Source organism: Symbiobacterium sp. (assembly GCF_040797425.1).
Taxonomy (GTDB): Bacteria; Bacillota; Sulfobacillia; order Symbiobacteriales; family Symbiobacteriaceae; genus Symbiobacterium.
This window is the reverse complement of sequence record NZ_JBFNEH010000003.1, coordinates 80778-105292: the sequence shown is the minus strand read 5'-3', so window position 1 is coordinate 105292 and position 24515 is coordinate 80778. Positions and strand designations below refer to the sequence as shown.

Annotated in this window: 25 protein-coding genes; 6 read left to right on the top strand and 19 right to left on the bottom strand. The window is 68.9% G+C overall.

Features of this window, described 5'->3' with window-relative positions; translation table 11 throughout:
- Positions 1 to 118 precede the first annotated feature (118 nt).
- Genes AB2385_RS01820 through AB2385_RS01790 form a run of 7 tightly spaced genes read right to left on the bottom strand, consistent with a single transcriptional unit; the run spans position 119 to position 6104 of the window.
- Positions 119 to 784: an HD domain-containing protein gene (locus tag AB2385_RS01820; protein ID WP_367653208.1), complete on the bottom strand. Its 666-nt coding sequence runs from the start codon at positions 782 to 784 to the stop codon at positions 119 to 121.
- 21 nt (positions 785 to 805) lie between these two features.
- Complete coding sequence (lepB, locus tag AB2385_RS01815) at positions 806 to 1378, bottom strand: signal peptidase I (protein WP_367653207.1); 573 nt, start codon at positions 1376 to 1378, stop codon at positions 806 to 808.
- Positions 1378 to 1749 (bottom strand): hypothetical protein, encoded by a 372-nt coding sequence (locus AB2385_RS01810; protein WP_367653206.1) that lies wholly within the window; start codon positions 1747 to 1749, stop codon positions 1378 to 1380. The genes lepB and AB2385_RS01810 overlap by 1 nt, the downstream gene beginning before the upstream one ends.
- Before the next feature lie 23 nt (positions 1750 to 1772).
- A complete protein-coding gene (locus AB2385_RS01805; protein WP_367653205.1) occupies positions 1773 to 2477 on the bottom strand; it encodes a PP2C family protein-serine/threonine phosphatase in 705 nt (234 codons plus the stop codon).
- Positions 2478 to 2489: 12 nt separating this feature from the next.
- On the bottom strand, positions 2490 to 3950 hold the full coding sequence (locus AB2385_RS01800; protein WP_367653204.1) for a PTS transporter subunit EIIC: 1461 nt from the start codon (positions 3948 to 3950) through the stop codon (positions 2490 to 2492).
- Positions 3951 to 3993: 43 nt separating this feature from the next.
- Positions 3994 to 4809 (bottom strand): carbohydrate deacetylase, encoded by an 816-nt coding sequence (locus AB2385_RS01795; protein ID WP_367653203.1) that lies wholly within the window; start codon positions 4807 to 4809, stop codon positions 3994 to 3996.
- Positions 4810 to 4817: 8 nt separating this feature from the next.
- Complete coding sequence (locus AB2385_RS01790; protein WP_367653202.1) at positions 4818 to 6104, bottom strand: hypothetical protein; 1287 nt, start codon at positions 6102 to 6104, stop codon at positions 4818 to 4820.
- 501 nt (positions 6105 to 6605) lie between these two features.
- Here AB2385_RS01790 and AB2385_RS01785 point away from each other — a divergent pair.
- The 4 genes from AB2385_RS01785 to AB2385_RS01770 are packed head-to-tail and all read left to right on the top strand — an operon-like array spanning position 6606 to position 10877.
- Complete coding sequence (locus AB2385_RS01785) at positions 6606 to 8360, top strand: spore germination protein (RefSeq protein WP_367653201.1); 1755 nt, start codon at positions 6606 to 6608, stop codon at positions 8358 to 8360.
- Positions 8361 to 8363: 3 nt separating this feature from the next.
- Positions 8364 to 9479, top strand: coding sequence for a GerAB/ArcD/ProY family transporter (locus AB2385_RS01780; RefSeq protein WP_367653200.1), 1116 nt, complete (start codon positions 8364 to 8366; stop codon positions 9477 to 9479).
- Positions 9469 to 10713 (top strand): Ger(x)C family spore germination protein, encoded by a 1245-nt coding sequence (locus AB2385_RS01775; RefSeq protein WP_367653199.1) that lies wholly within the window; start codon positions 9469 to 9471, stop codon positions 10711 to 10713. Before AB2385_RS01780 ends, AB2385_RS01775 begins: the two co-directional genes overlap by 11 nt.
- Positions 10710 to 10877, top strand: a complete 168-nt coding sequence (locus tag AB2385_RS01770) for a hypothetical protein (protein ID WP_367653198.1) — start codon at positions 10710 to 10712, stop codon at positions 10875 to 10877. Before AB2385_RS01775 ends, AB2385_RS01770 begins: the two co-directional genes overlap by 4 nt.
- Before the next feature lie 54 nt (positions 10878 to 10931).
- Here AB2385_RS01770 and AB2385_RS01765 read toward each other — a convergent pair whose 3' ends face one another.
- The 3 genes from AB2385_RS01765 to AB2385_RS01755 form a co-directional block, all read right to left on the bottom strand.
- A complete protein-coding gene (locus tag AB2385_RS01765) occupies positions 10932 to 11765 on the bottom strand; it encodes a YitT family protein (protein WP_367653197.1) in 834 nt (277 codons plus the stop codon).
- Between the two features lie 37 nt (positions 11766 to 11802).
- Positions 11803 to 11970, bottom strand: a complete 168-nt coding sequence (gene tatA, locus AB2385_RS01760; RefSeq protein WP_367653196.1) for a twin-arginine translocase TatA/TatE family subunit — start codon at positions 11968 to 11970, stop codon at positions 11803 to 11805.
- Between the two features lie 193 nt (positions 11971 to 12163).
- On the bottom strand, positions 12164 to 12874 hold the full coding sequence (locus AB2385_RS01755; protein WP_367653195.1) for a glycerophosphodiester phosphodiesterase: 711 nt from the start codon (positions 12872 to 12874) through the stop codon (positions 12164 to 12166).
- Positions 12875 to 13083: 209 nt separating this feature from the next.
- Here AB2385_RS01755 and AB2385_RS01750 point away from each other — a divergent pair, with 209 nt between their 5' ends.
- Together AB2385_RS01750 and AB2385_RS01745 are read left to right on the top strand one after the other, a co-directional pair.
- Entirely contained in the window at positions 13084 to 14034 is a 951-nt protein-coding gene (locus AB2385_RS01750; protein WP_367653194.1) for a LysR family transcriptional regulator, read from the top strand.
- A complete protein-coding gene (locus AB2385_RS01745; protein ID WP_367653193.1) occupies positions 14012 to 14464 on the top strand; it encodes an NUDIX hydrolase in 453 nt (150 codons plus the stop codon). Before AB2385_RS01750 ends, AB2385_RS01745 begins: the two co-directional genes overlap by 23 nt.
- Positions 14465 to 17474: 3010 nt before the next feature.
- On the opposite strand, the gene AB2385_RS01740 is transcribed toward AB2385_RS01745, so the two are convergent.
- From AB2385_RS01740 to AB2385_RS01700, 9 genes are all read right to left on the bottom strand, one after another.
- Positions 17475 to 17942 carry a hypothetical protein gene (locus AB2385_RS01740; protein ID WP_367653192.1) on the bottom strand — a complete coding sequence of 156 codons (468 nt, stop codon included), beginning with the start codon at positions 17940 to 17942 and terminating at the stop codon, positions 17475 to 17477.
- A gap of 114 nt (positions 17943 to 18056) precedes the next feature.
- A complete protein-coding gene (locus tag AB2385_RS01735; RefSeq protein WP_367653191.1) occupies positions 18057 to 19202 on the bottom strand; it encodes an acyl-CoA dehydrogenase in 1146 nt (381 codons plus the stop codon).
- A 123-nt stretch (positions 19203 to 19325) separates the two neighbouring features.
- Positions 19326 to 20528: a methylmalonyl Co-A mutase-associated GTPase MeaB gene (meaB, locus tag AB2385_RS01730; protein ID WP_367653190.1), complete on the bottom strand. Its 1203-nt coding sequence runs from the start codon at positions 20526 to 20528 to the stop codon at positions 19326 to 19328.
- Positions 20525 to 20932: a cobalamin B12-binding domain-containing protein gene (locus AB2385_RS01725; protein ID WP_367653189.1), complete on the bottom strand. Its 408-nt coding sequence runs from the start codon at positions 20930 to 20932 to the stop codon at positions 20525 to 20527. The genes meaB and AB2385_RS01725 overlap by 4 nt, the downstream gene beginning before the upstream one ends.
- A 15-nt stretch (positions 20933 to 20947) precedes the next feature.
- A complete protein-coding gene (locus tag AB2385_RS01720) occupies positions 20948 to 22552 on the bottom strand; it encodes a methylmalonyl-CoA mutase (RefSeq protein ID WP_367653188.1) in 1605 nt (534 codons plus the stop codon).
- Positions 22553 to 22628: 76 nt separating this feature from the next.
- The gene (locus AB2385_RS01715) at positions 22629 to 23084 is read right to left on the bottom strand and encodes a hypothetical protein (RefSeq protein WP_367653187.1); all 456 of its coding nucleotides are present in this window, start codon (positions 23082 to 23084) and stop codon (positions 22629 to 22631) included.
- Between the two features lie 82 nt (positions 23085 to 23166).
- Positions 23167 to 23460 carry a hypothetical protein gene (locus tag AB2385_RS01710; RefSeq protein WP_367653186.1) on the bottom strand — a complete coding sequence of 98 codons (294 nt, stop codon included), beginning with the start codon at positions 23458 to 23460 and terminating at the stop codon, positions 23167 to 23169.
- Positions 23461 to 23519: 59 nt separating this feature from the next.
- On the bottom strand, positions 23520 to 23918 hold the full coding sequence (locus tag AB2385_RS01705; RefSeq protein ID WP_367653185.1) for a hypothetical protein: 399 nt from the start codon (positions 23916 to 23918) through the stop codon (positions 23520 to 23522).
- Positions 23919 to 24010: 92 nt separating this feature from the next.
- Positions 24011 to 24475: a GNAT family N-acetyltransferase gene (locus AB2385_RS01700; RefSeq protein WP_367653184.1), complete on the bottom strand. Its 465-nt coding sequence runs from the start codon at positions 24473 to 24475 to the stop codon at positions 24011 to 24013.
- Positions 24476 to 24515: the final 40 nt, after the last annotated feature.

Sequence of the window (24515 nt, the reverse complement as noted above, 5' to 3'; positions counted from 1 at the left end):
GAAAAGGAGGCCACGCCTCCAGCCCTTTCAGGAATACGTCAGCACTTAGACTGTTCCTGCCGGCAACAAGTTCAATTGTACGCTTCGCGTGGTGCCGCGTCAAAGGGATAGCCGCGTGCTACAGCAGGCGGCTTTCGTTCATCACCAACTCAAAGCGGCAGCCCAGGCGATCCGCCGCCCGCCGGCACATCACCATGCGGCTGAGGAAGATCTCGAAGTACTCCATGATGGCGATGATCGACGTGTCCACCACGAGGCTGAGCCGGATCACCCGCTCGTCGCGGAAGGCCTGCAGTTCGCTGTGGGTCACGGCGAAGTTGACCCGGTCGTGGATGTCAAACGTGGACACGTCCTGGTTGCGGACCCGGCTGCGGTGCACGTCGGACTTGTCCGCCAGGATCAGCGCGGCCGACACGTCGTGGACGGGGATGCCCACGTCTTCCTCGTGGTTGCCGATGGCCGACATGATGATGGCAATCTCCTCCGGCGCCATGCCCATGCGGCTCAGGATCTGATAGGCCAGCAGGGCGCCGGTCTGGCCGTGGTCATGCCGGTTGACGATGTTGCCGATATCGTGGAGCAGTGCGGCGATGCCGGCCAGCTCCTGCAGCCGCGGCGGGCGCTGGAGCTCCGCCATGAGCCCCATGGCCCGCTCGGCCACCAGCCCCACGTGCCGCAGGCCGTGCTCCGTGAAGCCGAGGGCCGAAAGCATCTCGTTGGCCTTCACGATGTACGCACGCACCTCGGGATCCCGCCGCACCTGCTCGAACGTAACCTCAGCCAAACCGACCCGCCCCTCCCCTGTTTACTCGTACTCTCTCGCCGCGGCCAGCGGCCCGTGACCGCCGAACCGGCCCGGCGGCCAAACGAGCGCCACCGCCCTTCCCTCCACCTGCTCGACCGGGACGGGCCCGAACAGGCGGGAGTCGAGCGATGCGCCCCGGTTGTCGCCCATCACGAACACGTAGCCCTCGGGAACGACCAGGGGGCCGGCGTCGTACGTGCCCGGACTCTCCGGGTTCGTGTAGGACTCCGCCAGGCGCCTTCCATCCACCAGCACCTCATCGTCCCGCACGCGAATCTCCTCACCGGCCACCGCGATCACCCGCTTTACCAGGTGGCGCCCGGTGCCGCCGGGATCCTGCAGCACCACCACCTCGCCGGGCGCCGGCGCCCGCAGCCGGTAGACCAGCTTGTTCACCAGGAGACGGTCGCCGTGGTGCAGGGTGGGCAGCATCGACTCGCCGTCCACCCGGTAGAGCTGCACCCCGAAGGTGCGCACCAGCAAGGCCGCCAGCAGGGCCACGGCCACCGTCTCCGCCAGCTCCCGGAGGGGCCCCTTGCGCACCGGCTCCGCCCCCTTTCCCGGTGGCTCCATCACGCCTGCTCCTCCCCCTGCCACGCCCGGATGAACTCCAGCACCCGCTCCCGGACCTCTTCGATGGTGAGGTCGTCGGTGGGCAGGTAGAGGTGGCACTCGGCGCGCGCCACCGCCAGCCGCCGCCGCTGCTCCTCCAGCCGGTCCGGCCCGTAGCTGATGTCGGGCCGCCGGCGGCGGGTGGTCTCCCACCGGGCGTCCAGCATCACCAGGATGTTGACGTCGGGGTGGAGCCGCTGCCACAGCCGCTTCACAAACGAGTGCTCCTGCGGCACGCTGTACGCCTTCACACCTGCGGCGTTCAGTCCCGCCGCCAGCGTAGTCTTCCCTGCGGCGCACACCCCCACTATCGCCACCACAGGCTCCCGCAAGCAGACTCCCCCTCGGATGAGCCTCACCACTTCATGGTCAGGTTCATTCGCCGAATCCGGTCGCCGCCTTCCTCCCGCACGCCGGCGACCAGCACCGCCATGTCGTCGGCCGGACGCCCCTCGTCCAGGGCCATCGCTTCGGCCAGCACGCGGTCTGCGAGGGCCTGCATGTCGTCCGGGTCGGCACTCCGGAGCAGTTCCTCCAGCCGCTCGACGGGCCATTCCCGCCCGTTCCGGCGGCCGGCCGCGAGCACGCCGTCGGTGAAGGCCAGGGCCACCAGCCCCTCCTCCAGCGGCACCTCGGCGATCACCGGCCGGAGGATCTCCAGCGTGCCGATGGGCTCCACCGGCTCATCCAGCCGCAGGATGGAGCCGTCGCCCCGCCGGATCAGCACCGGCACGTGGGTGTTGCGCGTCACCACCAGCGTGCGGGTGTGGATGTCGGCGGAGAGCAGCACCAGTTCGGCCGACACCTTGCCGCCCCGGACCGCGTGGAGGTAGTCGTGCACCCCGCGGGCCACCGCGCCGTCCCGCACCCCGTCGACCACCAGCTGCATCGCCTTGGCCACCACCAGCTGGCTCAGCCGCTTGGCGGCCGGGCCGTGCGACTGCCCGTCGACCAGGATACCGGTCACGCCCCCGCGCGGGCGCTCCACCAGTTCTACAGAATCCCCGCTTTCGGTCAGGCCAAACTTCGGGACCTTGGCGACCGCCATCGTCACCTGCACCGCGTGCGCCTCCTACGTCTCATCCTGACCCCGCCGGTTCGGGCTCGGATTGCCCCTGCCTCCGCCACCGGCGGTCCGAGCGACCTCCTCTTCGATCGCCCGGGCGATGTCGCCCGCACGGGGGCCCATCACCACCTGCACCGCATCGCCCGTTCGCACCACCCCGGTCGCGCCCAGTTCCCGCAGCCGGGCCGCGTCGACGGCGTCGGGGGTGTTGAGTTCGAGCCGCAGGCGGGTCATGCAGGCGGTGAGGCTGCGGATATTGGAAGGTCCGCCCAGGGCGGCGAGGATGCCGGCCGCCTGCGCCTGCAGCGGATCGCTCCCGGCACCCGGGGCGCCGGCGACCGCCCCGTCACCCCCTTCACCCGCCTCCCCGGACTGGCCGAGAATCGGCGGCCGGCGCCAGCGGATGATCAGCCGGAACGTGACGTAGTAGAGCAGGGTCCAGAGCACCCCGAGCGGCAGGAGCAGCCAGCCGTTCTGCTGCCGGTGCCAGTTGATCAGCATCATGGGCAGGGCGTAGCCGCCCAGGTGGATGTCCAGCGCGTATCCGAGGAACGAGGCGACTGCGGAGAGCAGCACGTGCAGCGCCAGCAGCAGAGGCGAGGCGAAGATGAAGGCAAACTCCACCGGCTCCGTGATGCCCACCACCATCGCCGTGAGGGCGCCGCTCAGCATCATGCCGCTCACCCGCCGGCGCTGCTCGGGCCTGGCCTCGTGAGCGATGGCCAGCGCCGCCCCCAGGGGGCCGAAGCCCAGGGTGAGGAAGAAGCCCGAGAGCAGCCGGCCGGCTGCCGGGTCGCCGGAGAGGAAGCGGAGGTACTCCCCCACCACCACCTGGCCCGTGGTCGGGTCGGTCCACGCGCCCAGCTGGTAATCCACCAGCTGCATCAGGATGTGGTGCAGCCCGGTGGGAATGAGCAGCCGGAGGATGCCGCCGTAGACGAAGGCGCCGGTGCCGCCGGCGGCGTAAATCCACTGGCCCAGGCCGTAGATGGCGGCGTAGAACGCCGGCCAGATCAGGCCGAAGAAATAGCCCAACCCCACGCCCGCCAGTGCGGCTGCGATGGGGCCCATCCGCTTGCCGGAGAAGAGCGCCAGGAACTCGGGCAGCCGCACCCGGGAGGCGCGGCCGTAGAGCCACGTGCAGAGCGCCCCTGCGGCAATGCCGCCCAACGCGCCCACGTTCAGGGCGGGGTCGCCGGCCACCCCGACGGCCACGGCGATCATCGTGAGGTAACCCGCGGCCGCTGAGAGCACCGCCATGCCGTCACCCTGGGTGAAGCCTACGGCGATGCCCATCGCGAAGAAGAGCGGCACCCAGTCGCGCAGGAGCTCCAGCCCCGCCTGCTCCAGCGGGCCGAGACCCAGGACCGTGCCCAGCGCCACCAGCACCGCCGGGAAGGGCAGGAACGTGAGGGGGATCATCAGGCTGGCCGAGACCCGCTGGAAGAACGCGGCTCTGGTTCGCACGGCAGTTACCTCCTTCGCACGCCAGTGCGGCGCAAGCGGCCGGTCACAGGGCGCCAAAGTGAATGAGCTCGATCCCCAGCCGCTCCACCCGTTCCCGGGCCCGGGGCGAGGTGAGTGCGGCCAGCTCCACCTCCCGCTGCTCCCGGAGCGAGCTCAGGGTGCGCAACTGTTCGTCCACCTCGCCGGGATGCGTCACCAGTTCGGTGACCCCCTCCCCCACCTGGCCGAGGCGGGCCAGGAGGCCGGGAAGATCGAAATCGCCGGCGAGGGTCCGGTCCGGCGCCCGCACGCCGCTCTGCCGGATGAGCGCCGTGCTGCGGGCGAGCGCCGCCCGGAGCACCGGTCCGGCGGGGCTCCAGCGGGGGAAGGTGTCGGGCGGGAAGAAGTCCGGCGGCAGCACCCGCACTGCGGGCACGCCGTAGCGGCGGGCGACGGCCAGCATCGCCCGGCAGAGGGGCGGGTACGCCTGCAGGTAGCGGTGCGTGTCCAGGTGGGTCGGCAGCCGCCCCACCAGCGCCACGAACCGCTCCAGCTGGGCTGACCACTCCCGCTCCGCCTCGGCGGGCCGCACCCGCCGGAGGAGCCGCACCAGGCTGCGCTGGAACCGGCCCTCCGGCCCCACAAGGCTGGGCACCGCGGCGGCGGGCAGGACCGGCGCGCCGGTGGTCAGGTTCAGGTGGAGCCCCACGCCGAGACCCGGGGCACCTTCCAGCAGCCTCGCCATCTCGGCGGCCCAGGGGAAGTTCACCATGAAGGTGGTGGAGGTGACGACGCCCTCGCGGTGCGCCCGCAGGATCGCCCGGCTCACCCCCGCGGTGAGGCCGTAGTCGTCGGCGTTCACGATGAGCCTCTTCGCCATGGCAGCCCTCACGCAAACTGCGGCAGGTACGGTCGGTGTGCGGCCAGCAGTTCGTCGACCACGCGGCCCGCCAGGGGCTGGGGCGCGCCCAGCGGGTTGAGCTCGGCGGCCTGCACTGCGAGGCCGCGGTCCCCCTCCAAGGCCGCCCGCACGTTGAGCGCCTCGGAGGCCTTGATCTGCGCGAGCAGTTCCGCCTCCTCCCGGGGCAGGGGCGGCTGCGGGATCGGCCGGAAGCCGCTGGCGTCCACCACGGCGGGGAACTGTGCGGCCTCCTCAGGCGGCAGGTGGCGCACGGCGCCGCCGTTCCGCTGCTGGATGACGAATCGGGTGGGCCGGTTGGCCGCCATCGCGATGATCACCAGCGAGGCCAGGTCCGCGTGGGCCTGGTGGCCCCGGTGCTGCTTCAGCACCGGCCGCTCCTGGGAGGCGACCTCCTCATAGTGCCGGTACAGCTGCGGGATCCGCTCCATCAGCTCCTCGGCCCGGGTCCGGGCGGCCGACTGGAGCTTCCGCAGGATCTGGTCCTTGTAGTAGTAGTACCGCAGGTAGGGGTCGGGCAGCATGCCGTGCTCCCGGTAGAGGCGCACCGTGCCGGTCTCCTCGGTAAGGGGGAGCAGGCGGGCCAGGGGGCCCAGAAGCGCTCCCCAGCGGCGCAGGCGCTGGGTGACGTCCTCGCCGTCCAGCAACACCCGGGGCGCCCAGCCGCCGTGGTTGATGCCGGCATAGTCCAGCGCGATCCGGTGGAAGTCCACCCGAAGCAGCCGGCCGATGGCCCACTGCAGACCCGCGGGCATGTCGCAGAGGCCGATGAAACGGGCGTCGGGGAAGCGCCGGATGACGGCCTCGGTCACCATACCCGCGGGGTTGGCGTAGTTGATGATCCACGCCTCCGGCGCCAGGCCCCGGGCCTCCGCCACGATGTCGAGCATCACGGGGATCGTGCGCCAGGCGAAAGCGAAGCCGCCAAGACCGAGGGTCTCCTGGCCGATGAGGCCGTGCCTGAGCGGAATCCGCTCGTCCAGGGCCCGGTGCTTCAGCCCGCCCACCCGGGGTTGCGTCAGGATGAAGCGGGCCCCGGCGATCGCCTCGGCCCGGTCTTCCGTCGCCGTTACCCGCAGGTCGGCGCCTGCGGTTCGCACGAGGCCCCGGGCCAGCCGCTCGATCAGGTGAAGGTGGACGGTGTCAATGTCGTGCAGGCAGAGTTCGCCGCCAGCGAAGAGGGTGTGCTCCCGCAGCAGGCCCTCGATGATGTCCGGGGTATACGCGCTGGCGCCGCCGATGATCGTCAGCTTCATTCCGTCACCTTCCTCGTCTGTGCTGCGGAGTGGCGGTACTTTCTTGTTATTTCGCCCGGGCACGCGCGACTCCCTGTTTGCAGGGGAAAAACAAGAGGGAGGCTCGCTGCCTCCCCTGCCGTTCCGCTTCAGCGGCCGCCCCCCTGGCTTTCGCCCTGACCGCCCTGAGACGCATCCTGACCGCCGCCCTGGGTGGCGCCCTCCTCCTCGCTCTTCTCCTGCTTGCTGGCCCCCCTCCTTCTGCTGCTGCTCGCCGCCCTATTGCTGAGGCTGCTCCTTGGGCGGCATGCAACCGGCGGCGACCAGCACGCCCAAGGCCAGGAGTGCGGCGAGCAGTTCCTGGAGGAACCGCTGCCACGTGCGCACGCTGCGAAGCCCCCTCTCCTCGTCTCGCTTGCGCGATTAGCATGCCCGCGGAGGTGCGCACCATACCGGCCCGCCTGGCGGGTATACTGCGCAACCGTGTGCGGCACCTTAGACCTGGAAACGGGAGGGGTACGGGTGAGCATCTGGGAGCGACTGATGCGCTGGCTCAACCCGGCGTCTGCGACGACCGATGATGCCTTCAGCCTGGGCAGGCGCGGACCAGGGCAGGACGACGGCGGGCAGAGTGCGGCGATGCTGGCCGACGCCCGCCTGCGCACCGACGCCCTGCTCACCCGGCTCGACCGCCTGGCGGAGGCGGTGCCCCAGGGCAAGGACGCGCTGAAGCGAGTGGGCGACCTCTCCACGAACCTGGACGAAAACGTGGAGAAGCTGAAGAAGCTCTTTCGGGCGCCCGCCAACAAGGACCTGGTCGAGCGGGAGATCCTCATCGCCACCGAGCCGCCAACGAGGGCGGTCCTCCTGTTTATGGAGGGGCTGAGCGACAAGACCGTCATCAACGACAACCTCCTGCAGCCTCTCATGCTGCTCAGCTACGAGCTCCACCTGACGCCGGAAAAGGGCCCCTCTGCCGTGGACCAGGTGGAGCAGCGCATTCTCGCCGGCCACCAGGTGAGCCGCAAGTACGACCGGGCCTCCGTCGCCGAGGCCCTGCTTGCGGGCGACACGGTCCTCCTGGTCGAAGGTGCGGCGGTGGCGCTGGTCGTGGAGACCAAGGACCCACCGACCCGGAGCGTCGGAGATCCCAAGATCGAGCAGGTCATCTGGGGCCCCCACGACGCCTTCAACGAGGCCTGGCGGGTGAACGTGGCCCTGGTGCGCCGGCGCCTGAAAGACCCCCGCCTGGTGACCGAGATCCTCACGGTGGGCGACGTGAGCAAGACCTACGTGGGGATGATGTACATCGACACCATCGCCCCGCCGCGCTTGGTGGACGAGGTGCGGCGGCGGGTGCAGGCGGTGAAGGTGGATATCGTGAACGGGTCGGGCATCCTGCAGCAGTACATCGACGACAGCCCGCGCTCGCTGCTGCCCGCCACGCTCATCACCGAGCGGCCGGACCGGACCGCCGCCTACCTCTCGGAGGGGCACGTGGCGCTCTTCGTGGACACCGCACCGCACGCCATCATCTGCCCGGCGACCTTCTGGTCGCTGCTGCAGACGGCGGAGGACTACTACCTCCGCTGGCCCTTCGGCTCTACGCTGCGCTACATCCGGTTCGCAGCGCTGCTGGTGTCGCTCCTGCTCCCTTCCGTCTACATCGGCGTGGTGAACTACCACCCCGAGATGATCCCCACGGAGCTCCTGCTCTTCATCGCCCAGAGCCGGGAGCCGGTCCCCATGCCGGCGGTGGTGGAGTTGCTCACCATGGAAGTGATCTTCGAGCTGATCCGGGAGGCAGGCGCCCGCATCCCGGGGGTGATCGGGCCGACCGTGGGGCTGGTGGCGTCGCTCGTCCTCGGGCAGGCCGCGGTGGAGGCGCGGATCGTCAGTCCCGTGATGATCCTGGTGGTGGCCGTCACGGGTCTGGCCTCCTTCGCCCTGCCCAACTACCTGATGGGCTGGGGGGTGCGCCTGCTGCGCTTCCTGCTCCTGCTGCTCACCACCGTCTTCGGCTTCCTGGGGCTCGCAACGGGAATCTACGCACTGGTGGTCTACACGACGAGCCTGCGCTCTTTCGGCGTTCCCTACCTCGCTCCGGTGGTGGGAACGACAGGTCGGGTGAAGGACGCCCTCGGCACGCCGCCCCTCTACCGGCAGGAGGAGCGGCCGCCCTTCATGCACCCGCTCAACCGGTACCGGCAGGCGGAGGTCGTGCGCAACTGGGACCCGCGGGCGCCGCAGACGGACACACCGGATAAGGGAGGCTGAGCCATGGGCGCGTACGACGGCCACATCGGGGCTCGGGAGGGCAGCGTGCTCCTCTTCACGGTCCTGGGGAGCATGCTGTTCCTCCAGTACCCCCAATACCTGGTGAGCGTCGGGGGCCCTGCGGCGTGGCAGGCCGCTCTGCTGGTCGCGCTCTTCGGGCTGGTGCTGGCCCTGCCCATCGTGGCCCTGGGGTACCGGTTCCCCGGCAGGGGCCTGGCCGAGATCAGCCGGGAGGTCGCCGGCTCCGTGTTCGGCCCGCTGCTCACCCTGGCGGTGTCGGCCTGGATCGCCGTGGCCGCGCTGGTCACCCTGCGCAACTTCACCGAGACCTTCGTCATCACCATCGTGCCCGACACCCCGCCCAGCGTCCTGATCATCAGCGGCAGCCTGCTGTCCGTTTACGCCGCCTACCGCGGGGTGGAGGCCGTCGCCCGCACCGCCCTGGCCCTTCTGACGGTCATCGCGGCCGGCGGGCTCCTGGTGCTCATCTTCAGCCTGCCTCGGGTCGACACAACCCTGCTCTTCCCCATCTGGGGCTTCGGCTTCGACCGCACCCTGATGGGCAGCCTCTACTACGCCAGCACGGCGGCGGAGGTGATCGTGCTCCTGGCGGTGGGGCACGCCTTCCGGGACGGGCGGAGCCTGCAGCATAGCAGCCTGCGGGGAATCCTGCTCTTCGGCCTGGCCGCTGCGGCCACCGTGGCGGTGCTGGTGGGCATCGCCGGCGCCCCGCTGGCCCGGCAGGAGCCGTTCCCGCTCTACTTCCTTGCGCGCCTCGTCTACCTGGGCCGCTTCCTGCAGCGCACCGAGGCGCTGATCGTCATGTTCTGGATCCTGGCAGCGCTGATCCGCCTCTCGGCCCTCATGAGTGCGACCGCCATCTCCTTGGCCGGCGCCCTGCGGCTCCCCGACTACCGGCCGCTGCTCTTCCCTCTGGCCACCATCTTGTCTGCCCTCTCGCTCCTGCCGAAGGACTACGTGGCCGTGCTCCGCCTCGACCGGGAGTGGATGCGGCCGCTCGGCTTCGCCGTCCTGGCCGTACCGCTCCTGCTGTGGCTGCTGGCCGTGGTCCGGGGCAAGGCGGCTCCTTCCGGGGAGGCGGCGGGCCATGCGTCGTAGGCCGCTGCTGGGAGCGCTGCTCCTCCTGTTGCCCCTCCTCACCGGATGCTGGAACAAGATGGAACTCGAGGAAGGGGCATACGTGCTGGCGGTGGGCATCGACGAGGGCAAGGGGAGCCCCTACGCCGTCACCGTGGTCATCGCCAAGCCCAGCGCCCTGGCCGGCGAGAAGAACGGCGGGGGGGATGAGCCGCCGGTGCTCACGACCACTGCGGAGGCGCCGAGCCTGGCCAGCGCCCGGGCCGTGCTGCACGGGTACGTCGGCCGCCAGGTGCTCTTCCACCACACAATGGTTTTCTTCGTGCACGAGGAGCTGGCTCGGACCAAGGGGCTGCCCTTCCTGGATGAGCTCCTTCGCTTCCGCCAGATCCGCGAGACCGCTTTCCTGGTTGTTACCCGCGAGCCCGCCGCCGACTTCCTGAGGGCGCTGAAGCCGGAGCTTGAAAAGGACCCCGTGCGCTTCATCGCCCAGCTGACCTATCACTACCGGACCTCCGGCACGCTCCCGGCGGCGAGCCAGATCCGCGCCGTGGCGTCGCTGCTCAACGTGGGCTACGCGCAGCCGGTCACGTACTACGCCGCGCTGGTAGACGAGGGGAGCCCCGCGAAGAAGGGCTCCCCTGACCCGAGAGTGGGTTACGCCGCCGGCGAACTGCCTCGCCAGGGCGGCATCCCGGTGGAGATGATCGGCGCCGCCGCCTTCCGGCAGTCCCGCATGGTGGGGGTGCTCACCGCCGAGGAGACGCGCGCCCTGCTCATGCTGCAAAATCGGTTCCAGTCGGCCTACGCCGCGTTCCGGGACCCGCGCCAGCCCGGCCAGTACGTCACGTTGCACCTGCGCCGGGGCCGCCCGACGCGCATCGTGCTCGAACGGCTGGGCGAGCGTCCCGCCATCCGGGCCGAGGTGATCCTCGAGGCCGAGGTAGTCGCCATGCCCTCCGGCGTGGACTACTCGGAGCCCGGCGCCCAGGAGGAGCTGGAGCGGGCCGTCGCCGGGCAGCTGGAGGAGACGCTGCAGGCGCTGATCCGAAAGACCCAGGAGTGGCGGGTGGACGTGGTCGGCTTCGGACGGTACGCCATCGCCCGCTTCCCCACGGTGCAGGCGTGGGAGTCGTACAGCTGGCCCGAACGGTATCCGGAGGCGGAGGTTCACACCAGCGTGCGGGTGAGCCTGCGCCGGTATGGCCTCACACTCAGCCCGACCCGGGCTTCCGAGGAGGGTTCCGTGCAGTGACGGCGTTCCTGGTGCTCCTTGTTGCCCTGCTGGTGGCCATCTACACGTTTAACTACGCCCGCTGGGCGTGGCGCCAGCGCCTCCGCCTGGGGGCGTTCGGACTCGCACTGCTGGCCGCCGCCACCGTGGCGGTACCGGCGTGGGTGATGTGGTACTTATCGTGAGGGCATGAAAGCGCCGGCCGGCGGGCTTGTGGTGCACGCCGGCCGGTATGTGTTCTACTCCAACGCCTTCGACGGCTCGCGGAAGCCCTCGCCCAGCACCTCGTGGACCTCCGCCACCACCACGAACGCCCGGGGGTCCTCGGTGTACGCGATTTGCTTGATCTGCGTGAGCTCGGTGCGTTGGGCGACGGTATACAGAATCGTCCGGGGCTCGCCGGTGAAGGCGCCGGTGCCGTTCACGATGGTGACGCCGCGCTCCACCTCGGTCATGATCCGGCGGGCGATCTCATCGGGGCGCGTGGTGATGATCGTCACGCCCCTGGCGGAGTAGAACCCCACCTGCACGAGGTCGACCACCTTCGACGAGATGAAGAGCGTGATCACCGCCCACATGGCCGCCTCGGGCGAGAAGACGATACCGGCGACGGTCAGCACCACCGCATCCACGGCCAGCACCATCGTTCCCACCGAGAAGCCAAGCCGTTGCTGCAGCACCAGCGCCAGCACCTCGGTACCGCCGGTGGTTCCGCCCGACCGCAGCACCAGACCCAACCCGGTACCCATGGTCAGGCCGCCGTAGACGATGGCGAGCACCACCTGATCCGTGATAGGCGGGATGTTGGCTGTGACCGCCAGGAAGAACGAGTACGCGGCCACGCCCAGGATGGAACGCCAGAGGAGGCGCCAGCCCTTCACTTTCATCCCGAGCGCGAGGATGGGGATGTTGAGGGCCACCATGGTGACCCAGAGGGGTATTCCAAGCGTGTGGTACAGAATAATGCCGATGCCCGTCACGCCGCCCTCGGCCAACTTGAGCGGAACCAGGAACACATTGGCCGAAAGCGACATCAAGAGGGCACCGGCCAGCAGTTGCAACAGCCAGAGCACGGTGAGGCCTCCTTAGTGGCTAGTCTGCCCGCCCCTCCTATCCTTCCTTCTTCTCCTCGTCCCCGTCCTTCATCGCCTTGCGGAACTCCTTGATCGAGTCGCCCACCCCACGGGCCAGCTGCGGCAGCTTGGCCGCGCCGAACAAGAGCAGGACGACCAGGGCGATGATCAGGATCTCCCAGAAGCCCAGGCGGCCGCCGAACATGCGCGATCCCTCCCCGAACAAAGCCCTTGACCCATCTCCGAAACTTCGGGGTGCCGCTGTAATTCTCCTGCCGGTGCCGGGCAAGTAGACACCCCGGAGATGGGCGGGCCTACGCGCGGCATCCGACCCCGACCCGGGGGGGTGCCGGCTCAGGCCGCCCCCCGGGCCGGGTGAGGCAGACGCCGCTCCCGGGTCAGGCTGACTTGACCCGCTCGGGGAAGTTGCTGATGATGCCGTCGACGCCTGCGGCCTTCATCATGGTGATGGCCGTCGGCTCGTCCACCGTCCAGACGTTCACCTTGAGCCCGGCGGCGTGCGCCGCCTCCACGTAGTCGGGCGTCACCCAGTACCACATCGGGTGAATGGCCTCGCATCCGATCTCCCGGGCCATCCCCACCGGGTCGACGTGGTTACAGGAGGTGAGCATGCCCAGCGGCAACTCCGGGGCGATCTCCTTCAGCCGCACCAGGGCCCGGTGGTCGAAGGAGGAGATCTGCGTCCGCTCCAGGGCGCCTTCGGCCTTCAACAGATCGACCAGTTCCTGCTCGATGCCCGGGTAATGGACAGACCCGGCCTTCAGCTCGAGATAGAGGCGCACGTTCGGCGGTGTTGCCCGCACCAGCTCCTGTAGCGTGGGCACGCGCTGACCGGCAAACTGCGGGCCCTTCCAGGCCCCGGCGTCCAGCGAACGGAGCTGCTCCAGCGTCATCGCCATCACCAGACCGGACCCGTTGGTCGTCCGGTCCACCGCGGGGTCGTGGATCACCACCAGATGGCCATCCAGCGTGCGGTGAACGTCGAACTCGATTCCATCAACCCCGATCTCGAACGCCCTCTGGAACGAAACCATCGTGTTCTCGGGATGGGTGCCCGCGGCGCCCCGGTGACCGATCACCTGCGGCATGGACCTGTCCTCCTTCACACCAGTTCAACTCGCATCATGGCCAGCACTCCGGTGCCGTACGCGGGCGCCGTGTCGGCCGACCCCGCCTTGCGTCACCGCCGCACCGCCCTCCCACCCCACATCCGATGCACGGCGACTGTCGAACCAACAGGGAAACCGTGCAAAGATCTCGAAATGTGCAATCCAACGTAGGCGGGGAGGGGCGACTTGTGGATCTCAGACTCCTGCATACCTTCATTGCGGCTGCGGAACTGGAGAACTTCCACCAGGCGGCGGAGCGGCTCTACCTCGCGCAGCCCACGGTGACCGCGCACATCCGGCAACTGGAGCAAATTCTGGGCTTTCAGCTGTTCGACCGCGTGGGCAAGCGGGTAAAGCTCACCGCGGCCGGGCGCCAGTTCCTGCCCCATGCGCGCCGGGTGCTGGCCGCCTACGATGAGGCGATCAACGAGATGACGGCCTGGTGGCAGGGCTACGACACCCGCCTGCAGCTGGTGACCTCGCCGCTGGTGGCCACTTCGGTGCTGCCCGGACTCCTGAAGCGGTTCACCCAGGAGCATCCCCACGTGGAGGTCGTGATCACCACCGAGGTCTCGCCGGCCGTCGGGCAGGTGGTGGCTTCCGGTGCGGCCCACGTGGGCCTCGCCCGTTCGCCCTCGTCGCATCCTGACACGTCTTCGACAGTGCTGTACACAGATCCTGTCGTTCTGGTCGCCTCGCCGGCAAATGCTACCGGTGCGAGCTGGGTAGACCTGGTGGGCCGCCACCTGCTCCTCACCGGCAACCACCCCATCTACTGGGACGCGCTGCTCATGGCCGTATCAGAGCGGCAGCCGCACCTGCGCACCCTGGCCGTAGACCGGGTGGACATCACCAAGCGGCTGCTGGAGGAGGGACTGGGCGTCTCGTTTCTGCCGCTCTCCTCCGTGGTGCGCGAACTGGCCGAGGGGCGGCTCGTCACCGTACCGGTTGATATCGATCTGCCGCTGTCGGCCACCTACCTGATCCTGCCCCAGCCCCGGCAGCTGCCCGAGGCGGCCCGGCTCTTCGTGGAGCTGCTCCAGCAGTCCTTCCCGGACGGCAAAGGACCGGGGTTGCCGCCTTCCGCCCGTGGCGCCGATAGCAGTGAAGGGAGCGGTGAAGATCGAAACGGTACGTGAAACCCGGATTGGCGCGTATGGCATCGGCGTTCAGGACGGGATGATCCTGGTGATCAAGAAAGCCAGGGGCCCGTACAAGGGTCTGTACGATCTGCCGGGCGGCGGCGTGGAGTTCGGCGAATCGCCGCCCGAAACTGTTGTGCGGGAGTTTCTGGAGGAGACCAGCACCAGGGTTGCCGTGTGCGAACTGCTGGGCGCGTTCAGCCGCGTCTCCACGTTCGTCGCAGACACGGGCACGCACCTGGTGGAACTGCACCACCTCGGCTTTCTCTACCGGGTGACCGGTGGGAGTCTCACCGCCATCAAGGCGGGCCCCGACGGCCGCGACTCCCTGGGCGCCGTCTGGCTGCCCCTCACCGAAGCGCGCCCCGATGCGGTCTCACCGCTCGTCTCGGAAGGTCTACGGTGTATCGGTTTAGACCTGACGTAAGGCGTGCAGTCCGGGCCCGTGTACCCCCTGTGCCAGCGCGTATGCTCTGTTCTCAATGACTGTTGATGGGGCGAACCAGCGCACCCCGTCCGGGCCGTGAACCGCCAGCGAGTCTGCGAAGGCCACGCCTGCGACGGATCGGGCACCCCCGAACACACCGCAGGGACCCCGACGTGATCGCGCACCCCCGAACGCACCCCAGGGACCCCGACGCGATCGCGCACCCCCGAACGCACCCCAGGGACCCCGATGCGGTAGTCCGGTGCCCGGCCCAGCCCACCGAACCGTGCATGGACGCTGGTCTGGCGCACCCCAAGCAGGTCAACAATGGGGGCAAGATTGCCAGGGCCACGCCGCCGCTGCCCGGGACCGCGAACCCCGGACACGTCTCGCAACCGGGACGGGCTACGAGAACCCCGTCGCCTCCCCCCGAGACCCGACGCACCCCTGACACGCGTCACAACCGGGGCGGGCTACGAGAACCACGTCTCCTCCCCCCGAGACTCGCCGCACCGCTGACACGTCCCGCAACCGGGACGCGGCCGCGGGGCCACGCCGTCTGGCCCAGGCGAACGCAAGCCCACCCCAGGTGTCGTCGGCGCACTCCCTCACCGCCGATCGTCTTAGGCCCGCTCGATTGGTCTCTGTCCCTCCCGCCATGAGCGGGTCAAGCTGCCAGCCCGAATCGTGAGCACGCTGAAGACGCCCAGGCTCCGGCGCGGGACCTGCGCAGGGCGAAATAGCAGTCCCATCCCGCCCAGACAAGGGGAAGTCAACGAGAAACCAACAGGAGCCTGAGGGTAGGGCACTCCGCCGGTACAGTCCCACCCGGGGCCCCTGCGTGATGGACGATATCCCGGAACCAGGCCAGGTAGTGAGCAAGGTAACGGGTGGCAACACCTTTGAAACGACGAAGCCACGATCCCGGCAGCGGGGCGACTCGAACCCGGTCGGGGGAGGGATGCCCGTCATGGTGAGCCAGCCCCAGGGCTTCGCAGGCCTCCTCAAAGTCGTGGCGGAACCCACCGAAGGAAAACACCTGCGATCCCGGCTTGACCAGTTGAGCGAGACCTCGGCCGAAAAGCTCAGGCGTGGTACGGCCCTGCCCAAGAATGCACAGCTCGCATCCTCCCTCATTCTGAGCCACCATCACGCCGACCGGGCGGCCCTCGATCAGCAGCCGAAATCGACGCTTACCGGAAGTCGCCATCCGGGGGCGGGGGCGCCATTCCGGCTCAGGACCGCGCCGAGCGATATTCCAGTAACCCCAACTGCCCGGGCCGTTACAGATTCGACTACCTTTCTCGGAGTACTTGACGCGGAAGAACCGGACACTCACGTCTCCACCCAGGGGTGCGCAAACCCGTCGGTTCAGGTAGGCCAGGGCGCGATGCCGCCAGCGAAACGCAGTGGACAGGCTGATGCTGAGGCGCGACGCGGTCTGGCGCAAGGGCAACTCGGTCTGCAGGAGATGCACCATGGCGTTCCACTCTGCCCGTTTCCGAAGGCGATACGCGGGCTTGCCGGTGAGGGGGCTGAAGGTGCGGCCACACGCCCTGCAGAGGTACCGCTGGACTCGCTCACCTGACCGCAACCGAAAACTTCCGTTCTTTGCAACTCGGGAATCCCCACACCGTGGGCAGAGTGCCCGTCCCGCCTGGGAACCTGACTCGCTCCCGCACACTTCGTTCGGTCTCATCTGGCGGGTGGGCGTGCTGGAGTTCGCATCGGGCGGCTCCTCCTGAGGAGGGGACCCACGGCTGTACCAACCGTCCGGTTCCGCCTGGTGGCTGGGCCTGCAACCGTCCGAATCGGTCAGCCCCGCTTGAGGGCCGCGTTTACTGCTGCGCGATCCGTCCGGTCCCGCCTGGAGGCTGGACTCGCAACCGTCCGAATCGGTCAGCCCCGCTTGAGGGCCGCGTTTACTGCTGTGCGATCCGTCCGGTCCCGCCTGGAGGCTGGACTCGCAACCGTCCGAATGAGTGAGCCCTGCATGAGGACCGAGTTTACTGCTGCGCGGTCCGTCCGGTCCCGGCTGGTAGCTGGACCCGCAGCCGCATGAACCGATGCGCTCCCGGAAGCCGGACCTGCTGCCTTGCGAATCGTCCGGCCGCAGCCGGCGAGTCGGATTGCGTCCGTCAGAGTCCATGGGCCCTACCTGCACGCAGGGTTCCAGTTGATGCGAGCCTCGAGATAACCGTCCTGTGGGCGCAGGCATAGAATCTCGGTCACCACCGTCTCGACGGAGCAAGTCGGCCAGCAGCACCGCGAGAACTCCTCTCAACTGGGTTCTAGACCCAGTTTATCCAGACACTAGTTCGCTGTCCAGACGTATGTTCTCACCCGCGCGGGTGATTTCGCGGCTATGGGGCGGGGCTTACGGTGGTCCGACATGCCGGCCGCGTCCTGAAGCGGGTGTTCCCTGCACCAGTCAGCCCAGTCGGACAGAACGTGTGTGTGAGCCAAGAAGCTACACAGAGAGGGCCTGCGCCGCCGAGCAGGTTGTACAACGACCGGCAGTCCAGCCTGGCGCTCGCTTGTCAACACCGATGCAGAACAGAGCGTACGCGGCAGTGGGGGATACTGCACCCTGCTACCAGTACCCGCCAGGGCAAACTCCATCAACACTTTCGCAGAACAGAACATACGCGGTAGCAAGGAGAACTCCACCCTGCCGCAAGTTCCCCCCAGGGTTGACCCCATCAACACTTTCGCAGAACAGAACATGCGCAGCGGCTAGAGCTACTCCCCCTGCCGCTAGTTCCCGCCAGGGTTGCCTGCATCAACACCTACCGAGAACAGAACACACGCGGCGGCAAGGGTGCTTCCCCCAGCCGCCTGTTCCCCTCAGGGCACCCGGGCAGACTCGGCGCGAATCGGTTGGTCGCACCGTGGTCGGTGTGGCACAGGTTCGCCCCCAGGCGGCCACCCGCCGAGGCCGCCTGGACCAGTCCGGTACGCCTCCGCAGACACATCCCCCCGAGGGTCTCGTGACCTCGGGGGGAACAGATTACCCCACAGTGATCTCGTACTTCAGCGGCAGCCCGAGATAGCGGTAATGGACAACATACGTCCCGGGGCCTGTGTCCCACAACCGGATTGCGTACCGGAAGTGTCGCACTCGCTCCGCCGGGAGGATCTCCCAGCCGTAGACTGCGCCGAACGTGAGCTTGTAGCCGTGTTCCTGCAAGTCCATGGCTGCGGCACTCCCCGCAAGCTCGCTGTCGGCGAAGTTGGCCACGGCGACGGCGTGCGGAGGCAGGAGTTCCTCCCCCTCGCGGGTCACGGCCGTCAAGGTGAGGGGCCAGCGACCGTTGTTATCCAGGTCGACACCGTACACCACGATATCGCCGTCATGGCGTCTCATCGTGTAGTAGCCGTAACTCCTCAGCGGCGGGTGTGTATACACCCAGCCGATCCCCGCAAGCGTGGCGGCCAGCGTCACGGCCGCCGCCACCAGCAGCCATCTCCGCTGCACGTGATCGACCTCCTGTCGCCGTGCGCCAGAATCCGTGAGCCCCCGAGGCGGCACCCCCGGGGGCCCTGATTCTCGTCTCATGCGTCGTCCGCACGGACGCTCGCCCGGTTCCCTCTAGTCTCGAAGCAGCGCCCGGGAGATCACCAGCCGCTGGATCTCGCTGGTGCCCTCGTAGAGCTGCGTGATCTTCGCCTCCCGCATCAGCCGCTCGACCCGGTACTCCTGCATATAGCCATACCCGCCGTGGATCTGCACCGCCTCCACGGTGTGCTTCATCGCCATCTCCGAGGCGAAGAGCTTGGCCATCGAGATCTCCTTGGTGGCCCGCACGCCCTGCTGCATCAGGAAGGCCGCCCGGTAGAGCAGCAGGCGGGCCGCCTCCAGGTCGGTGGCCATGTCGGCGATCTTCCAGGCGATGGCCTGGTGCTCGACGATGGGCTTGCCGAAGGTGTGCCGCTCTTTTGCGAACTTGATCGAGTCCTCCAGCGCCGCCTGGGTGATGCCCACGGCCTGGGCGGCGATGCCGATACGGCCCCGGTCGAGGATCGACATGGCGATCTTGAAGCCCTCGCCCTCCTGACCGAGCCGTTGCGAGGCGGGGATGCGGCAGTCCTCGAAGTGCAGCGTGGTGGTGTGCGAGGCGTGGAGCCCCATCTTCTCCATCGGCTTTCCAACCGTGAAGCCAGGGGTGCCTGCCTCCACCAGGAAGGCGGAGATGCCCCGGTGGCCGGCCGCAGGGTCCGGGTTCGTGCGGGCAAAGACCACATACAGACCGGCCTGACCACCGTTGGTGATGAAGGTCTTCTCGCCGTTCAGGATGTAGTGGTCGCCGTCCCGGATGGCCGTGGTGCGAATCGCGGCGGCGTCGGAACCCGCTCCGGGCTCGGTGAGTGCGTAGGCGCCCAGGATCTCGCCCCGGGTCAGCCTGGGCAGGTAGCGGTCCTTCTGCTCCTGGGACCCGAAGTGGAAAATGGCCTCGGAGTGCAGCGAGCAGTGAACCTCGTAGATCACCGCGGTCACCGCGCAGGCCCGGGCCAGCTCCTCGATCACGATCGCGTAGCTCACCCAGTCCATCCCGCCGCCGTAAGGCTCGGGCAGGTGCATGTTCAGGTAGCCGTTCTCGGCCAGCAGCTTGAAGTTGCGCCACGGAAACTCGTGCTTGCGGTTGTACTCGGCCGAGTACGGGGCAATCTCCTTCTCGGCCAGGTCCCGGATGGCCTGCCGCACCATCTTCTGCTCCTCAGTCAGGAAGAAGTTCACAGCTCCTGCCTCCTCGTTCGTCTCTTCTCCTTGCATGCCTGATCGGGCCCGGCCCGATCCGCCCTGGGCCGTCCTCACCGGCCCGCGGCAACCCCGGCGGCCCTCGTGGCCGCGCAGAAACCCTCACCCGCCCCAGTGGCTGCGCAGGATCTCGTCCGCGGCCGTGTAGGGGTCCAGTTGCCGGTCCGCCACCTGCCGCACCAGCCGCTCGAAGTCGCCCACGGCGCGGGCTCGGGCCAGCGTCGCCCGGACGACGCGCTCCCGCACCAGCTCCTCGAGGCGACGGGCGGCGTCATGCTCGCGGCGGGCCTGCCAGCGACCGGTCTCCTTCAGAAAGGTCAGGTGCTCGCCCAGCCGGTCGACCACCTCGGCCACCCCCAGGCCGTCCTTCGCCACCGTCTTGAGCACCGGCGGGCGCCAGGAGATGTCGCCCGGGTTGGCAGTGCCGTGGCGAGCCGCCGCGTGGGCGGCCGCACGGGTCAGGTAGCTGGCCACGTTCCCCAGTTCCTCCGCACTGTGGTGACCGGTGCGGTCCAGCCGGCGCAGAGCGGCGTCGCCAGCCCTGGCGCCTACGCTGGCCTTACCGTCGGGGGCGGCAGCGCCGTCGGCGCTCTGGCTGGCCTGGGCGCCCTCCGTCTCCGACGGCCAGCGGTTGATCCCCGGCTCGCCCATGTGGCCCAGGTCGAGCATCATCTCGATCTCGTTGACAGTGCGGTCGGCGCCGTCCCGATCGGCCTTGTTGCAGACGAACACGTCGCCGATCTCGAGGATGCCGGCCTTGATCGCCTGGATCTCGTCGCCCATGCCGGGGATCACCACCACGCAGGTGGTGTGGGCCAGCTCCATGATCTCCACTTCCGACTGGCCGGCCCCCACCGTCTCGACCAGGACCACGTCGAAGCCGAAGGCGTCCAGCAGCCCCACCACCTCGGCCGTGGCGGGCGAGAGGCCCCCGAGGTGGCCGCGGGCGGCGAGCGACCGCATGAAGACGCCCGGGTCGGTGAGCGTCCGCTGCATCCGGATGCGGTCGCCCAGGATCGCCCCGCCGGAGAACGGGCTGGTGGGGTCTACCGCCACGATGGCCACCGTCTGGCCGCGGGCGCGCAGTTCCACGGCCAGCCTGTCCACCAGCGTGGACTTGCCGGCCCCCGGCGGTCCGGTGATGCCCACCACGTGCGCCCGTCCGGTGTGCGGGTAGGCCAGGCGCATCAGGGCCGAAGCCTCCGGCGCCCCGTCCTCGACCCAGGTGATGGCCCGGGCCAGCGCCCGCCGGTCCCCCGTCGCCAGGCGCGCAAACAGCTCCGCAGCCCGCTCTTCTGCCGTCATCGCTTCACGTTCACCTTCGTGTACTCGATAATCTCGTTCAGGTCGGAGCCGGGGCCAAAAACCCGGGAAACGCCGGCCTCCAGCAGCGCCGGCACGTCGTCCTCGGGGATGATGCCGCCGGCCAGGATGAGCACGTCGTCCACGCCCTGCTCCCGGAGCAACCGGATTAACTCCGGGATCAGCACCCCGTGCGCCCCGGCCAGGGAGGAGATGGCGACCACGTCCACGTCCTCCTGGATGGCCGCGGCCGCCACCGCCTCCGGGCGCTGGTAGAGGCCGGTGTAGATCACCTCGAAGCCGGCGTCCCGGTAGGCCCGGGCCACCACCTTCGCCCCCCGGTCGTGGGCGTCTAGCCCCAGCTTGGCCACGAGAACCCTGATCCTGCGTTCCGGTGCCGCTTCCACGTGCGCTTCCCTCCGCTAGTAAACCGACTCCTCCCGATACTCGCCCCAGAGCTCCCGCCACAGGCCGCAGATCTCGCCCACGGTGCAGTAGTTCCTGACGCACTCGATGATATAGGGCATCAGGTTCTCGCTCGCCTGCGAGGCACGCCGGAGCTCGGCCAGGGCGGCCGCGGAGGCCTGCTGGTTCCGCGTCTCCCGCACACGCCGGACCCGCTCAATCTGCCGCCGCTGCACATCAGGGTTGACCTTCAGAATCTTGACGTTAAGCTTCTCGTCGGGGTCGACGTAAGCGTTCACGCCCACGACCTTGTAGTCCCCGCTCTGCACCCGCCGCTGGAAGCGATAGGCCGAATCGGCGATCTGCTGCTGGAACCAGCCCTTCTCGATGGCCGCGATCACGCCGCCCTGCGCCTCGATCTGGTCGAAGTAGGCGTAGGCCTCCTCCTCAAGCTTGCCGGTGAGGTACTCGACGTAGTACGAGCCCGCCAGCGGGTCGACCACGTTGGCCACGCCGCTCTCCTCGGCGATGATCTGCTGCGTGCGCAGGGCGATGCGCACCGCGTCCTCGCTGGGCAAGGCCAGCGCCTCGTCGTAGGAGTTGGTGTGCAGCGACTGGGTGCCGCCCAGCACGGCCGCCAGGGCCTGCAGGGTCACCCGCACGATGTTGTTCTCCGGCTGCTGCGCCGTGAGGCTCACCCCGGCGGTCTGGGCGTGGGTGCGCAGCATCCAGGAGCGGGGGTTCTTCGCGCCGAAGCGCTCCCGCATCACCCGGGCCCAGATGCGCCGGGCGGCGCGGAACTTGGCGATTTCCTCGAAGAAGTCGTTGTGCACATCGAAGAAGAACGAGAGCCGCGGGGCAAACTCGTCCACGTCCAGGCCGGCCCGGATGGCGGCCTCCACGTAGGTCATGCCGTTGGCCAGGGTGAAGGCGAGTTCCTGGGCGGCGGTGGCCCCGGCCTCGCGGATGTGGTAGCCCGAAATGGAGATGGTGTTCCACCGCGGCACGTGCCGGGCGCAGAAGGCGATGGTATCGGTGATCAGCCGCAGGGAGGGTTCGGGGGGGTAAATGTAGGTCTTCTGGGCGATATAGTCCTTGAGGATGTCGTTCTGGATCGTGCCGCTCACCTGGTCCCAGGAGACGCCCTGCTTCTCGGCCACGACCAGGTACATGGCCAGCATGACGGAGGCGGGCGGGTTGATGGTCATGGACGTGGAGACCTTGTCGAGCGGAATGCCCTCAAACAGGATCTCGAAGTCTTCCAGGGAGTCGATGGCGACCCCCAGCTTGCCCACCTCGCCGTTGGCGTAGGGGTGATCGGAGTCGTAGCCCAGGAGCGTCGGCATGTCGAAGGCCGTGGAGAGGCCCGTCTGCCCCTGCTCCAGCAGGTAGCGGAAGCGGGCGTTGGTCTCCTCGGCCGTGCCGAAGCCGGCGAACTGCCGCATGGTCCAGAGCTTGCCGCGGTACATGGTCGGGTGGACGCCCCGGGTGAACGGGTACTCACCGGGGTCCCCCAGGTCCCGGTGATAGTCGAAACCGGCGATGTCGTCGGGGCCGTAGAACCGCTTGACCGGGCGGTCGGATACGCCTGCGAACCGCTCCTTCCGCTCCCCTCCTGCCACGCGCCCTTCCCCCTCCTAATTCAGCGTCGCTTCACATCTATTCGCTTTTTCTGCTTATTCTTCCTGCTTCCTCAGTCTACGCCCGTCTGGCGGTGCGGAACACCGGCCCCGACGACCCCGCGGACACCGCTCCCGGCCGGACCACCACGCCCGCCGAGCGGAATACCGCCCCGTGGCCAGAGACCGCCCCCTGCCGCCACGCCGCGTGGGGTCGCTCTTCCCGGACCACCTGGTCCGGTCGTGCTCCGACATCCATCCGCACCCGACGATCCTCACGCCCCGCCCCTCCCGGCCAGCCCCGGCCCTGAGCCCGCCGGGCGAGCCGCACCACGAGCGGATCCAGGGCGAAGGAGAGGGATGCCGCCACCGGGTTGAGCGCGGGGTTGAAGAGCACCAGGCCCGGCGCCAGCGCTGCGATCGCAGCCTCCGGCCGCAGCGCGGCCAGGGCGCAGATGGGGCAGAGCGCCGCCAGCTGCACGACGGGGTCGAAAAAGACGTCGGCGGGGGTCGGAATCTCGATGCTGCGCCTCATCGGTTCCCGTCCTCCTCTCTGACATGGCGAACGGGGGCCGCTCGCCCCCGTTGCCTTCCCGATTCCATCACCAGCCGATCCCTCAGCACCCCCAGCAGCCCTTGCCGAACGGTTTGCCGAAGCCAAACGGCTTGCCGAAGCCCTTGCCATCGAACCCGCCGGCGAGGGCCAGCGTGGGCGCCGCCGCCGGGTTGAAGGCCAGCAGGGCCGCCCTGGGGTTGATGGCCGGGTTGAAGATGGCCAGGGTCGGGCTCTTGGCCGCCAGGGCCGCCGGCGGGCTGAAGGCCGCCAGCGAGCCCAGGGGAGAGAAGGGCGCCAGCTGTACCGCCGGGTTGAAGAATACCTGCTCGGTCGCGTCGAACCCGCCAAAGTCCATGGGGGATTACCTCCTGACCGAACGAAGGGGAGCCGTGCGACTCCCCTGCCGTCCGCCAGCTATATGCCGAACTTGCCGAAGGGCTTCCCCGTCAGCGCTAGCGTGGGCGCGGCGCCCGGGTTGAATTGCAGGAACGCTGCCGCCGGGTTGATGGCGGGGTTGAAGATGGCCAGGGTCGGGCTCTTGGCCGCCAGGGCCGCCGCCGGGCTGAAGGCCGCCAGCGAGGCCAGCTTGTTGAACGGGGCCAGGTCTACGGCCGGGTTGTTGAACACCTGTCCGGGGACGCTCTTGCCGCCCAAGCCGAAGAACGGGAAGAACCCCTTCTTATCCAGCTTGTCGGTCACCCCGGCGGTGGCAGTGGGTACCGTGGTCGTGTCAGGGCAGCGTACCGTAACCACCGGCCGCGAGGTACTGACGGGGCAGGCGGTCGATGTGACGACCCGCGACTTGTTGGACACGAAGGAACCTCCTTCCGATCTGTACCGGGATCAGCACCACCGCGTGGGTGGAACGTCTCCGCTCTCAGCTTATGTAACCGTGGGAAAGGCGGTTACAGGTCCTTCACGCCGATGAGGCCGGCCGGAACGAAGCCGCGGCGGAGGGCGAACTCCATCGCCGGCAGGTGATGCAGCCCCGTCCAGAGCTTGATCTTCCGCAGGCCGAGGCCGGCGGCGCCCCGCTCCGCGGCGGCCAGGAGCGCGCTGGCCACGCCGCGCCGGCGGTGCGCCGGGTGCACCCAGAGGTCGATGATCAGGACCGTGGGCTCCTCTGTGCTCCCGTCGGGTGCGACGGCCAGCAGGAGGTAGCCGACGGGCGCGAGCCCCTGCTGCGCCACCAGGAGGGCGCTCCCCGGCGTCGCCAGCACCTGCCGGCACTGGAGTGCGGCCCGCTGCGCGGCCAGACCCGGCGACACCCGCGTGCGCTCCTCGGGGGAGAGCGACTCCCAGAAGGCCGCGGCAGCGGCCGGCTGCAGCCACGCCAGATCGCCCGCGTGGCCCGGTCGGATTTGGTACATGCGGCAGCCTCCACCTCCTCTTGCGTGCGCCCGCGTCCTA